A 13,534-nucleotide genomic window follows, 5' to 3' on the forward strand; every position below is an offset into this window, starting at 1 on the left:
GCCCCGGCCTTTCTGTTCATGCTTTTATGCTTTTTTCGCGGACCATAGGGACTCGATTTCTTCGAGTGATCTGCCCTTCGTTTCAGGCACAACTCGCATCGTGAAGACGAACGTCACCAAGGAGAGGATGCCGAAGATCCAGAAGGTTATCGCTGGACCTGCAGAGCTAAGCAGTGGAGGGAACGTCTGTGAGACCACATAATCTGCGATCCACAGTGCCATCGAAGCGATGGCTGTTGCTTTGCCGCGAATACGATTCGGGAAAATTTCGGACATGATCACCCAAACAACGGGCCCTAAGGACACCGCGAAGGAAGCTACGTAAAGTAGGATAAAGACGAGTACAAGATTGCCTGATGTGTGCCCCGTGTGGAACGCGATGCCAATCACCGCCAAGCAGACCGTCATTGAAGCGGAACCGACCAGCAGCAGCACCTTCCGACCCACTTTATCAATGAGCCAGATAGCAAGGATTGTGAATAGGAAATTGATTAATCCAACCAAAATCGTCTGCGTCAGTGCAGCATTCGTGCCTGTGCCGGTTTGCTTGAAAATCTCAGGCGCATAGTACATCACCGCATTGATGCCAGTCACTTGCTGGAGAACGGCCAAGCCCACACCGACGATTAATGCTAGCCGTAACGCTGGGCTGAATAGTTGGCGAATGGAACCATTTTCTTGTTTAAAAGATTCCTTGATCTCCATCACTTCTTTTTTAGCCAGTTCTTCCCCATGAATGCGAAGGAGGATCGGAAGTGACTCCGCTGCTCTTCCTTGCTTGATTAACCATCTCGGGCTTTCGGGTACGAAGAAAAGTAGAACTAAGAACACTAAGCCAGGAAATGCTCCAAAGCCGAACATCCAACGCCAGCCCGTCGCAATATTCCAGGCTTCATCCGAATGATTCGCAATGCTGGTATTGATGAAATAGACGAGGAAAATTCCCGTCACCGTAGCAAATTGATTCAATGCGACCAGTCGGCCGCGATATTTCGCAGGCGCTATCTCCGCGTTATACAGCGGGCAAAGCGTTGATGTGATCCCAATACCGAGTCCGCCAATGATACGAGCAATAATATACCCCGTGAATGTATCCGGGATCGCAGATCCGATAGAGCCAATAATGAAAAGCAGCGCAGCTGCAATGAGAACCTTTTTCCGACCGAAACGATCACTCAGGACGCCAGATGCTGCAGCACCCACGATGCACCCAATAATTAAGCTGGAAACCGCCCAGCCTATCTCCACTTCACTGAGCGTAAAACGCTCTTTCATGAAACCAACCGCACCTGATACGACGGCTGTATCGAAGCCGAATAAAAGCCCGCCAAGCGCAGCAACGATAGAGACAAGTGTGACGAATTTCATACTCACTTGCTGACTTGAATTGTCTATTTGTACACTCACAATGATGTTCCCTTCTGACGTCTGCCGCAACTTTATGCGAGTCTTTAATCTTATATTTTGTATGAAGCGAGACTCATTATAGCATGGGCAACATGACAGCTGGGGAACCTTTCCCTGCACTTATTTGTGGTATACCAGCATAAAAATAATCCGTCTCGAACTCAAGCTTCTGCCTAGCATCCGACTAGCACAATCTTGTCCGGAAATAACAAAATAGTCCTTGCCCCCAGCATGGACTATTCTTCCTTAAGCCCCGTGCGGTATTCCGTCGGGGTAACACCTGTCACCTTTTTAAACACGCGGCTAAAATAATTCGGATCTTTATAACCGACCAAATAGCAGACTTCCTTCAGGCTAAGCTGACCTTCGCTAATGAGCTCCTTGGCCCTCTCAATGCGTAGTCGTGTCACATAGTCGATGAAAGTTTCTCCGGTTTGCTGTTTGAACACTTTGCTGAAATAATGGGGATTCAAGTGAACAAGCTCCGCAACATCCTCAAGTGAAATATCTTCCTGAAGCTTCTCGTGTATGTAAGTCAGTGCACGATCCAGTACCGTCCACGTTTGGTGCTCACGCTCCTCGCGGATTCGCCTAATGGCTAACTCCACGTAAGTACGCTCCGACAAATTGTCGGCGGTACGCGATTCGACCAGGCTTCGCTGCCCTTCTGTGGGGAGCTCTTTCAGTTCCTCGAAGGACCGCAGGTTGCCCCACTTTTTATCATACGTCGCAGCAAATACCGCTTCAAAGTAGGACGTTCGAATCCCCTCCATCTCATATCGAATCGAACCAATGCCTACATTCACGTCAATGCCGCGTATCTGCCGCAGGTGTTCTATGAGCTTCTCACCTAAGGAAGCAGCTTCTTCCCGCAAAACCTCGGTATTCAGCTGCGCACGATCCACTAGAAAGATGGCCATATGCCAATGAACCATCGAGCTGACCACACATCCGACACGATTCTTGAGATAACCTTTCGTGAAGGTTTTGACAGTTTCGTAGATTTTCTTCTTATTGGTGCCTGCTTCCTGATCAGATATAGGCCCAAGCTCTGGCAGGGCAAGCACAAGCCCGCATCCCTGATCGGTGGATATCTCCAAAATTTCCGCCAAATACCCGGCATCCGTTTCATTCACAGGATCGGACATAATGACCAACGCCATTTCCGTTTCGGCCAACGGAAGCAGTTGAAAATAGTTATCCCGCATCGCGAGTTCTCCCTCCCGCTTCCGCCCTTCTTGCTCAATTTCGGCAACTAGGCGCTGTAGGAGCTCAACGATCTGATCCCGTTTGGCTGGTTTGACTAGATAGTCCTTGACCCCTAAAGAAAGAGCCTCTCTCGCATACTCGAATTGCTCGTAGGCGGTCACTAGCACCATTTTCGTCTGAGGATGTCGCGCTTTGATTTCCCTTAGTGCTTCTAAGCCCTGAATACCCGGCATACGGATATCCATTAGGATAATGTGGGGACGGTGCTCGTCCGCTTTTTGAATCGCAGTGCGGCCATTCTCCGCATGAATGACCTCGAATGTATTCGGCATCATCCGGCTGACGATCCATTCGATGCCTTCTCTCTCTAACGCTTCATCATCGGCGATCAGTAAGCGATACATCTCCAACTTCCTCTCCTTCGGCAGGCAGCCGCAGGACGACCTTCGTCCCTCGGCCAGGATCACTTTCAATGTGCACGAGATCCTTTTTGCCATAAAATAAAGCTAAGCGTCTGAACACATTTCGTGTTCCTAAACCTGTGGACTGGCCGTTAGCGTGGGCAACCTGCGGTTCCCCGTCCACATCAAGCAGAGCTGCACGGATCTCCTCGCTCATCCCCACCCCATTATCCGATATCGCGACTAGCGTTTCGCCACTCCCTTGTGTAATTGTGAGCTGAATCACGGCTCCCGCTTCCATACCCTCGATGCCATGCACGAACACATTTTCGAGTATCGGCTGCAGCGTAAGCATCGGTACGGGAACGTCCAGCCCGCCCTCATCAATCTCCATCACAAACTGAATGCGATTGCGGAACCTTGCTTGCTGAATGGTGAAATATTGTTTCGCATGCTCCACCTCATCCCTGAGCCGCACAGGACGATCCAGCTTTCGCAAATTATAGCGGAGCAAATTCGACATAGTGACCGTCAAATCACTTGTTTGCTCGGCGCCCTCCAGCAGGGCAAGCTTGGACAGCACATTCAAGGAATTGAAGAGAAAGTGCGGGTTCATTTGATTTTGCAACACTTCGAGCTCCATTTCTTTCAATTGCTTGTCCTTCTCCAAACCTTCCGTTTCCTTCACAATTAGCGCTTTGAGATTATCCTGCATATGTCCAAAGGCTCGTGCTAATACGCCAAACTCATGCTCTACCGGCAATTGGGGGATGGGAGCATGCAGATCACCGTTTGACATTTGCTGCGCTACCTGAGCCAGCTGTCCAATCGGTCTCGAGATACCCCATGAAATGCGATAGGCAAGCACGATGCTGATCAAGGTTGTGAGGATGAAAATAACGACACCCCACTGGTTCATGGCCTCCGTTTGGACCAGAATTTGCCGATAGAGTGGCTGATAGTAGTTTAACTCCAAATCAATCAGCTGGTAGCCTTCCTCCTGTATGAATGCCGCTGTCCGCTCCGCTTCTTCATAAAAGGCCGTATACGCTAATGTATCTGGGCTGCTGGCTGCTTGGATCACCCCTGCTTCCTGTGCCATGAAGGTGTCGACCATATGGGTGTAGCTGCGGAACGTGAGGTCGGTCGCTGGCATCTTGTTTAGCGAAGCTAATTTCTGCTGCAGTGCCTGCAGCCCCTCCTTCTGGCGCAAGAAGGCCAACCGGCTGTCTTCGCTTCGGTCCACTAAGTAAACGTTCATTGCACGAAGATTGTCCTGTGTTTGCCCGGCAATTTGCTTGTATAGCAATACCCGATCGAGCATGACATTATAGCTATCCTGTACGGATCTGCCACTATGAAAGATGAAGTAAGCCACGGCATTATTCAAAATAAACAGCGCAGGCAGCACAATAAACAACATGCGACGTATGTTCACGGGGAACTCACAGGTGTTAGCGTCGTCGCATCAAGTATGTAGGTGCCTGTAACATGCTGCTGAGGCAAAGCTCCGCCTTTGAAAAAAGACGCTAATAACTGAACAGCTACCGAACCAATTTCATGGGGTTGTTGCACGATGGATGCCTTGATGGTCCCTTGGCTGATCCCCTGCCTTGTCGCAGCGAGATCATCGAAGCCGAACACAAGCGTACCCTCTCGATGTGCCGCTTTTACCCCTTCCACGATGCCTGCTGCATCTAAGGAGCTGAAACCCACCATCGTCTGAATGGCGGGATACTGCTTCAGCATCGCCTCCGTATGCTTCGCTGCCTGAATGCGGGATATATTCGATGCGCGGATATCTATCATTTCAAAATAAGGCGTGTTCGCAATAGCAGCTCGGAATCCCTCTAAACGCTGCTGCTGATTCTCCGCCTGCTCACTTCCGATAATAACGCCGATTCGCCCCTTGCCGATTGCTGCTCTCGCCACGAGCTCTCCTATCTGTCTTCCGGCTTCCCGATTATCTGTGCCCACATAGGTCAATCTGCGGCTCGCTGGCTCATCCGCATCTAACGTAATCACAGGAATGCCTTGATCAATCGCTTTGCCGATCAGCATGTCATATTGCGGCTCCTTGATCCCTTGCACAAGAAGGGCATCCGGCTTAGCTGCAATCGACTTCTCCAGCAGGGTCGTTTGTTCAGCTGGGTTGATACGAATCGGACCCAAGTAATCAATCATCATACCACGGCTTGCCGCGGCCTCACCAGCACCCTTCTCCACCGTTCGCCAGAATGGGTTGTCCAGCTCTTGAGCGATCAGCACAACGTGTTTGAACGGCTCTTCCACTTCGCTATGCGGCTCCATCTGCCCGACGAGCCTGCCAATATGCACGGTGGATTTGAGAAATTGCAGCATTACATAGCAAAAAACAAGAAATAAGCCCAGCAGACCGAGCGTCCAGCTTCTATTCCGCATCGTGTCACCTCCTAAGCGCATTCGTCCGCTAGGAGGAACGCTTTTTGTTTAGTATGAACCCGGTGAGGGTTGCACATGCAGGGTTTGCCATAGGAGGAGCGTTGAGGGGCTGGTTTGTGAAAGACGGCACATAGTCGTGAATTTGGATGAGGAGACGAGAGCGTGAGCGTGGACTTAGCTTTGAGCAGCTAGTTGCTGATTAGCTGGAAAACCTCCATCTATTTTCACCAAAATACCCTCGAAATGTGGATTAGATGGATTTCATACAGGTAATTCCTCTATATCCGGCTCAATGGGGCATATGTGCTCAAATTAGCTGTAGGTTTTCCAGTTAATCGGAGAAATGAGCTGAAATCGCTGGAAATAGCTGTATGTTTTCCAGTAAGTTGAGACGGTGGTGCTTTCTAAGAGTCTTCAGTAAGTCCTTGGCGGAATCGACAGCGGACCCCAGAGAGTCCCCCGTGGGTACTCAGAATTTCCTTAAAGTCCTCAGAAAACCCCCGCCCCTCCTACTCTCCTGCACATCGAAAGACTTTCGTAAGGTTTAGGAAAGAGTCTTGCATGATGTGTCTAGTAAGATAAGCGTATGAAACTAATTGGAGGTACGCATATGAACCATTTGAACATACAACCCGTTGTCGAAGTACGCAATCTGACGAAGCGGATTCGACATAAGAACATCGTGGATCAGATTAGTTTTGAGCTTTTTCCGGGCGAGGTATTCGGCTTTCTCGGCCCTAATGGCGCTGGCAAAACAACAACCATCCGCATGATGGTCGGCCTCATCGGCATGAGCGACGGTGATGTCGCAATCAGCGGACACAGCATTCGCACTAGCTTCCGGGAAGCGATTCGACACGTAGGCGCGATTATCGAGAATCCCGAGCTCTACAAGCATCTCACCGGGATGCAAAATCTGAAGCAATTCGCTCGCATGGTGGGGAATATCCCCCAGAGCCGCATCGACCAGATCGTGCAGCTAGTCGGGCTGTCAGCCCGCATTCACGATAAAGTGAAGACGTACTCGCTCGGCATGCGCCAACGGCTAGGCATCGCCCAGGCCCTGCTCCATAAGCCCGCCGTGCTCATCCTCGATGAGCCGACCAACGGTCTTGACCCGGCAGGCATCCGCGAAATGCGCCAGCTCGTCCGTAAGTTAGCCGCTGAAGAAGGCATCGCGGTGATGGTCTCCTCCCATCTGCTCGCCGAAATGGAGCAAATGTGCGACCGCTTCGGCGTCGTAATCGAAGGGCGTTTGCGAACGACCTTCGCACTTGCAGACTTTCAGACGCAGACGAACATACAAACACTCGAAGAGAAATATATCGAGCTCACGGAGGTTGCCAACTATGCTTAATTTCATCAAACTCGTGCAAAATGAGGGCATTAAGATCTTCACCAAAATCGGAACTTGGGTGATGATTGCCTTCATTCCGATTCTTGTTATCGCAGCAGCCTTTCTCTGTAAGTATGCAAATCAAGACGAGCTTACCGTGAACAATGTGTGGGAGTTCTTAGACTTGTGCCTTTCCGCCATTCCAAATCTCATGGATATTGCCACATTGTTTACGATTATCGTTGCCGCGGGCATCGTAGCCTCCGAGTTCTCCGGCGGTACGATCAAATTACTACTGATCCGGCCCTTCAGCCGCTCAACGATCTTACTTTCCAAGTTCGTGACCGTCCTATTGTTCGGGGTGGGCCTTATGCTATTGCTTTTATTAACCACTTTTCTTACAGGTGGCATGTTTTTCGGATTTGATGGTGCTTCCGAGCTTCATGCCGGGGCAGCGTTCTCGAATGTGGCTTACTCCTGGAAAGCTATCGGCTACAGCGGCATCGAAATGATCGTCATGGTCACACTAGCGTTTATGTTCTCTTCTGTGTTTCGTGCAAGTTCCATGGCCATCGGGATTTCCTTGTTCTTCTTATTGACCAGTGGGCAATTAGCCTACGTGCTCAAACAATTTGAATGGTCCAAATTTCTGATTTTTGCCAACACGAATTTGCTGAGTTATGTGGATGGCATGCCGCTCATAGCCAGTATGTCTTTATCTTTTTCCTTGATGATATTGGCCTGTTATCAGCTGCTCTTCCTCGCTCTAGCTTGGTATGTGTTCGCGAAGCGTGATGTTTCTATATAAGCTGCATCCGTTTCATTATGAGCGGACAAAGCAGTATACTGGAAGCATATGACATAAAGGTGGAAATGACATGGCTAATCACATTTTGCTTGTAGAAGATGACCCGGCAATTGCTGAAATGGTCCTGGGCCATTTAACCAAAGAGAGTCTCACCGTTCGACATGCCCCTGATGGGGAGGCGGCGCTGCGGCTCTTTGCCGAGGAAGCTTTTGATATGATACTACTGGATCTGATGCTGCCTGGAGTCGATGGCATGGAAGTGCTGCGCAGGGTGCGGAGCGGAAGTACTGTGCCTGTGCTCATATTGTCCGCGAAAGATAGTGATGTTGAGAAAGCATTGGGTCTCGGCTTTGGAGCAGATGACTACTTGGCGAAGCCATTCTCTCTTATTGAGTTGTCGGCACGTGTAAAAGCCATTTTGCGGCGGGCTTCCCAATATGCCAGTCCTTCAGCACAGGCTGAGCACGCCCTCTTGCGCATTCATGAGCTGACGCTTCATCCCGATGAGCATCTCGTGACCAAAAATGACACGCCTCTCAATCTCACTGCGAAGGAGCTTCTTATTTTAAAACTATTGATGTCCCATCCCAAACGCGCCTTCTCCAAGGAGCAAATCTATCGCTCGGTATGGAATGACGCTTATTATGACGATGTGAATGCGATTCAGGTCCATATTTCCCGCCTACGGGAGAAGATTGAGGACGATCCTGCGCACCCGCGTTACATTAAGACCGTATGGGGGATTGGTTACAAAATGGGGGATTTCTGATATGGACATTGTATGGCCCAGCCTGTGTATCCTTCTTGGAATAGTCATCTTCGTTCAATTGAAGATCAGAATCGACCAATCGCGTCATCTCCGCTATTTGCAAACGAAACTAACCGATATTCTTGATCAGGAATCTTCAGAGAAGGTTCATCTCCATACCGATTCCACCCAGCTCCAACGCTTACTCATTGTCATAAACCGACTCCTCGATGCGAATCGCAAAGTGGAAGCTGACTATACTCGCAAGGAAAATGCGATCAAAAAGATGGTCGCCAACATGTCCCATGACTTGAAAACACCGCTTACGGTTGTGCTCGGCCTGACAGAAACACTCGTACATGACCACGCTGCCAGCGAGGAGGAGCGGAAGCGACTCTCCCTCAAGGTTCACGAAAGAACGCTCGATATCCTCAATCTGACGAATCAGTTTTTCGATCTGGCGCGATTGGAATCAGGTGATCGACCCCTCCCTTTATCCAAAATCAATCTGAGTGAGGCTTGCCGGAACGGCATTCTTTTCTATTACGAATTAATTGAGTCACAAGGTCTCGAAGTCGATGTCGCCATACCCGAAAAGCCGATCTATGCGTATGGGAATACGGAGGCACTCGGACGTGTGCTGCAAAATCTACTCTCCAACGCAATCCGTTATGGAAACGATGGCGGGATTATTGGCATCACGTTGCGACAAGATGAGACTAGCGTCTATATCGACGTGTGGGATCAAGGCAAGGGGATTAACGAGCGAGATCGCCAGAATGTTTTCGAACGCCTTTATACACTTGAGGATTCCAGAAACCAGACCTATCAAGGCAGCGGTCTAGGTCTCACGATTACGAAGCGGTTAGTTGAACTCATGGAAGGGAGTATTTCCCTGGACAGTATTCCTCATGTGAAGACCGTATTTACGGTCCGTTTTCCCACAATCCGCTTTTGAAAGGAACCTTATGTGATGAGCCTTATTCTTCAAACGAAGCAATTGTCTAAAAGGTACAAAAAGACCGAAGTTGTCTCAGGTGTCAACATGCGCGTGCGTCGTGGCGAGATCTACGGTTTCCTCGGCCCGAATGGTGCGGGCAAAACAACGGTCATGCGTATGCTTACCAATCTAATCCCGCCGACTAGCGGTGAAATTGAATTGTTCGGGGCTCCACTAACCCCCCACTCTTACGAAACGATGAAACGGATGGGCAGCATTATTGAGTATCCGATCTTCTATGACCATCTGACTGCACGTGCTAATCTGGAGCTGCACTGCGAATATATGGGCTATTACGATAAAATTGCTATACATGAAACACTGGATCTCGTTGGATTGTCCGACATTGGCAATAAACCCGTGAAGGATTTCTCACTTGGCATGAAGCAGCGTCTTGGCATTGGCCGAGCCATCTGTACGAAGCCCGAGTTGCTCATCCTCGATGAGCCCGTCAATGGCATGGATCCATCGGGTATTCGTGAAATCCGTGATCTATTTCGCATGTTGAGCAAGGAATTTGGCATGACGCTGCTCATTTCCAGTCATATTTTACAGGAAATTGAGCAATTGGCTGATACAATCGGTGTCATTAACCATGGAAAGCTGCTCGAAGAGGTATCCATGGAACAGGTTCGTGGACGTCATAACGAGTATACGGAAATTGTCGTGACGGATGTGCCGCGGGCTGTGCTTGTCCTGGAAGATAAGCTGGCTATCGTTAATTATAAAATTATGGACCACAGCACCATACGCATCTATGATACTCGTCTTGCCCCTGTAGAGCTGAATCGCTTACTTGTGCAGCATGAGATTGGCGTCGAGGCGCTGAACAAAAAGACCCGCTCGCTCGAAGACTATTTCCTCGGGGTCATCGAAGGAGGAAACCATGATGCTATGGAAGCTCATTAAGCTGGAACTGAAGAAAACGAAGTGGCGGGGACTTTTACTTAGCGCCGTGATCACCAATCTCATGGTAGCACTATGGGTCATAGGTAGCGATGTACCTAATAATGAAATCATAAGCTATGACCGAGCTTTCCAGAGCATTATGAACTATGCCGGGATTACCTTCATTATTTTCGGTTCCGTGCTAATGTCCCGAATGGTCATTGACGAGTATCGGAACAAAACGATTACCCTTCTCTTCGCCTACCCCGTGCCTCGTAAACAGGTATTCTTGGCCAAATTGATCATTATCGGGGCTTGGACCTTCGCTACGGTGCTATTCAACAATGTTTTCGTGTTGCTCTCACTTCTATTCTTCAATTCGCATAACCATTACATTACCGAAACGCTAACCAACGACCGGCTTATGAAAGAAGCGATTCGCATCCTGATTTTCGCTTTTGCATGTGGGAGCGTGTCGCTAATTCCGCTCTATTTCGGCATGATCCGCAAAACGATGCCTGCCTTAATCGTGAGTTCATTCTTTCTATCTAACGCTACGATGGTTATTGTCAATAACATCTCCGTCGAGGATAGTTACGGAAAATACTTAACGGCAGCCTTGCTGTGCTTCACGCTCGGAGTTCTTATGGCCTACGCGGGCGTGCGGAGGAGTCAGTTGTAGGCTGGCAATAAAAGCTTTTAAACATATTGAGCCCGTATCTGAGCGCCTATGCGCTTTGATACGGGCTTGTTCACTACCTATGAACTGCATGATGTCCATCTATCTGTACAAACTAGGACAAACAACCATATTTATCAGTTTGACAGTACTTTATCAGTGCTTCTATAATAGTTCGTATACGAATTATTCGCCCACGAAATTTAATTGAAGGAATGAATGAACATGGATGATCAGCAGCAACAGCGTACCCTTGAAATCATTCGGTCCGCACGAGAGGTCAAACAAGCCTTCCACCAGGTGATGAGTAAAGCTTACCAGCATTTAAATATCACACCGATTCAATCATTCGTCCTTCGAAAGCTGAGTGAGAAACCTGGCATCACCCTATCGGAGCTAGCCGAATGTATTCAATTGGGCAAAAGCACGACGAGCGGCATTATCGATCGCATGGTCAGAGATCAACTGGTATCCCGCGAACAATCCAGCACTGACCGCCGTTCGGTCACCCTTAAACTGCTAGACAAGGGTGAGCTGCTGCTTCAACGCGTGCGAGAAAACCAAGTGGAACGCATGTCTCCGCTCTTGCAGATGTCCGATGATGAAATCGACAGTTTGCTTCGTATTCACCAAAAAATTGTGCGCATCCTGCACCAAGAACTGGAGGAAGATTCTACGTATGAGTAATGCCGTCACGAATACCCTACGAAGAGGCCCCATTGTTGCCTCCCTGCTGATCGCGGCTTTTGTCGCCCTATTAGCTCAAACCTTATTGAATGTCGCCTTGCCGAGCATGATGAAGGATTTGAATGTCAATGAAAACACCATTCAATGGTTGATCAATGGTTATATGCTCGCAAACGGTGTTCTCGTCCCGATCAGTGCCTTTCTCATTTCTCGCTTTACGACGCGAAATCTATTCTTAGCAGCATCCGGATTTTTCGCACTTGGCACCATCATTTGTGCCTTCTCCCCCGGCTTTAGCCTTTTATTAACCGGGCGTCTCGTTCAGGCGGTTGGTGCTGGTATTCTCATGCCGCTGATGACGATCGTGTTCCTAACCATTTTCCCTGTTGCGGAACGTGGGAAAGCCATGGGTCTTATGGGTCTTGCCATGATTTGTGCGCCTGCCATCGGACCGACATTATCTGGCTGGGTCGTTGAGCATCATTCCTGGCGTGTGCTCTTCTACATCATTTTGCCATTATCTTTATTTGCACTGGTTTTCGGCGCTTTTTCCATGAAAAATGTGATCAAAACGTCTACACCTAAATTCGATATTCTTGGCGTTATTTTCTCTACTCTCGGCTTCGGTGGTTTGTTATACGGATTTAGTGATGCTGGATCCGATGGTTGGGGCAGCGCCACTGTTGTTAGTTGCTTAATTATTGGTGCCGTAGCCTTGCTTCTATTCGTATGGCGTGAGCTTAAAATAGAAAAACCACTTCTCGAGCTTCGCGTGTTCAAATACAGCATGTTCTCCTTAACCACTGTCATTAATGTCATCATTACGATGGCGATGTTTTCTGCAATGGTCTTGCTGCCGATCTTTTTGCAAAATATCCGTGGATTCTCACCGTTGGATTCTGGACTATTGCTTCTGCCTGGTGCTATCCTGATGGGCATTATGTCCCCTGTGACGGGTATTATTTTTGACAAAATCGGAGGACGTTGGCTGGCTGTTATCGGTTTGACGATTACAACGATTACAACTTACGAATTCAGTCACCTTACTGTTGATTCTACGTATTCCCATCTCATGCTGATCTACACCCTTCGGATGTTCGGGATGTCCATGCTGATGATGCCCATTCAAACAGCAGGCTTGAATCAACTGCCAAGACGTCTGAACGCGCATGGTTCGGCAATGTCCCAGACACTGCGGAATGTCGCGGGAGCGCTCGGTACAGCACTTCTCGTTACAATTATGACGAACACAGCAACTTCTCACGCGAAAGACCTTGTTATAGCTGGCAAAATCGATCCCAAAGACGCGGCAGCTATGGCCGACGTTACGCATCATGCCACGGTATATGGGATCAATTTCTCCTTTGAAATCGCAACATGGATGACGCTCGCCGCGCTGGTACTGGCCTTCTTTATCAGGAAGACTTCACCGGCCGAGGAACCTAGTGTTGAGAAAGCAGCGTAACGAAGCGAGGCTTCTAGCATAATAGAACGACAAAAAAGGGTCATCTGTGAAGATGACCTTTTTGCTAATATAAATTAGTTAATAAAATCTACATATTGCATTAATCGCTTCAACATAACAACGGCTTGAGCACGACTTGCATTTGCAGAAGGCACCAAAGTACCGTGCCTTCAGTTAGTCCGAAGCGTTCGGCAATTTCCATATTGGACAACACGTCTACGATGGCGATAAATACGCATTGTAACTCATCACTTCTAGCCCCCATGCAGGAATCATCTTTCATTCCGCATGCTCTATGTTATCAAACTTCCCATGAAATTTGTTGGTTTTTAGCGAAAATTGTATAGTATATTTATTTACTACATGTTACGATGTTAAATTTATACTATTTAAGTACTTTTATCGACAAAGTATAAGGGATGGTTTACAATATTTATGAAACTTATTGAATACTTATGCAATAGTGAGATTTAGCGGTAGATAGG

The 13,534-nt window shown here is 48.5% G+C and carries 12 protein-coding genes and 1 pseudogene; 8 read left to right on the top strand and 5 right to left on the bottom strand.

Features of this window, described 5'->3' with window-relative positions; genetic code table 11:
* Positions 1-24: 24 nt before the first annotated feature.
* The 4 genes from ACSQ8P_RS34810 to ACSQ8P_RS34825 form a co-directional block, all read right to left on the bottom strand.
* Positions 25-1,407, bottom strand: coding sequence for a sugar porter family MFS transporter (locus ACSQ8P_RS34810; RefSeq protein ID WP_436239312.1), 1,383 nt, complete (start codon positions 1,405-1,407; stop codon positions 25-27).
* 236 nt (positions 1,408-1,643) lie between these two features.
* Positions 1,644-3,020: a response regulator transcription factor gene (locus ACSQ8P_RS34815; protein WP_436239313.1), complete on the bottom strand. Its 1,377-nt coding sequence runs from the start codon at positions 3,018-3,020 to the stop codon at positions 1,644-1,646.
* The gene (locus ACSQ8P_RS34820) at positions 2,995-4,455 is read right to left on the bottom strand and encodes a sensor histidine kinase (RefSeq protein WP_436239314.1); all 1,461 of its coding nucleotides are present in this window, start codon (positions 4,453-4,455) and stop codon (positions 2,995-2,997) included. Before ACSQ8P_RS34820 ends, ACSQ8P_RS34815 begins: the two co-directional genes overlap by 26 nt.
* Positions 4,452-5,438: a substrate-binding domain-containing protein gene (locus ACSQ8P_RS34825; RefSeq protein ID WP_436239315.1), complete on the bottom strand. Its 987-nt coding sequence runs from the start codon at positions 5,436-5,438 to the stop codon at positions 4,452-4,454. The genes ACSQ8P_RS34820 and ACSQ8P_RS34825 overlap by 4 nt, the downstream gene beginning before the upstream one ends.
* Before the next feature lie 610 nt (positions 5,439-6,048).
* On the opposite strand from ACSQ8P_RS34825, the pseudogene ACSQ8P_RS34830 reads away from it, so the two are divergent.
* From ACSQ8P_RS34830 to ACSQ8P_RS34865, 8 genes and pseudogenes are all read left to right on the top strand, one after another.
* Positions 6,049-6,696, top strand: a pseudogene (locus tag ACSQ8P_RS34830) (ABC transporter ATP-binding protein); the annotation flags it as partial.
* A 91-nt stretch (positions 6,697-6,787) separates the two neighbouring features.
* The gene (locus ACSQ8P_RS34835) at positions 6,788-7,582 is read left to right on the top strand and encodes an ABC transporter permease (RefSeq protein WP_436239316.1); all 795 of its coding nucleotides are present in this window, start codon (positions 6,788-6,790) and stop codon (positions 7,580-7,582) included.
* Positions 7,583-7,652: 70 nt separating this feature from the next.
* Entirely contained in the window at positions 7,653-8,351 is a 699-nt protein-coding gene (locus tag ACSQ8P_RS34840; RefSeq protein ID WP_056622468.1) for a response regulator transcription factor, read from the top strand.
* Between the two features lies 1 nt (position 8,352).
* Positions 8,353-9,288, top strand: a complete 936-nt coding sequence (locus ACSQ8P_RS34845; RefSeq protein ID WP_436239317.1) for a sensor histidine kinase — start codon at positions 8,353-8,355, stop codon at positions 9,286-9,288.
* A gap of 15 nt (positions 9,289-9,303) precedes the next feature.
* Positions 9,304-10,239 carry an ABC transporter ATP-binding protein gene (locus ACSQ8P_RS34850; protein WP_436239318.1) on the top strand — a complete coding sequence of 312 codons (936 nt, stop codon included), beginning with the start codon at positions 9,304-9,306 and terminating at the stop codon, positions 10,237-10,239.
* On the top strand, positions 10,217-10,900 hold the full coding sequence (locus ACSQ8P_RS34855) for an ABC transporter permease (RefSeq protein WP_082595924.1): 684 nt from the start codon (positions 10,217-10,219) through the stop codon (positions 10,898-10,900). The genes ACSQ8P_RS34850 and ACSQ8P_RS34855 overlap by 23 nt, the downstream gene beginning before the upstream one ends.
* A gap of 216 nt (positions 10,901-11,116) precedes the next feature.
* The gene (locus ACSQ8P_RS34860) at positions 11,117-11,584 is read left to right on the top strand and encodes a MarR family transcriptional regulator (protein WP_082595925.1); all 468 of its coding nucleotides are present in this window, start codon (positions 11,117-11,119) and stop codon (positions 11,582-11,584) included.
* Positions 11,577-13,049, top strand: coding sequence for a DHA2 family efflux MFS transporter permease subunit (locus ACSQ8P_RS34865; protein WP_436239319.1), 1,473 nt, complete (start codon positions 11,577-11,579; stop codon positions 13,047-13,049). Before ACSQ8P_RS34860 ends, ACSQ8P_RS34865 begins: the two co-directional genes overlap by 8 nt.
* A gap of 109 nt (positions 13,050-13,158) precedes the next feature.
* Here the strand turns inward: ACSQ8P_RS34865 and ACSQ8P_RS34870 are convergent, their stop codons facing one another.
* A complete protein-coding gene (locus tag ACSQ8P_RS34870; protein WP_436239320.1) occupies positions 13,159-13,314 on the bottom strand; it encodes a hypothetical protein in 156 nt (51 codons plus the stop codon).
* Positions 13,315-13,534: the final 220 nt, after the last annotated feature.

It is taken from the genome of Paenibacillus sp. LjRoot153, from assembly GCF_964253085.1.
GTDB lineage: Bacteria > Bacillota > Bacilli > Paenibacillales > NBRC-103111 > Paenibacillus_E.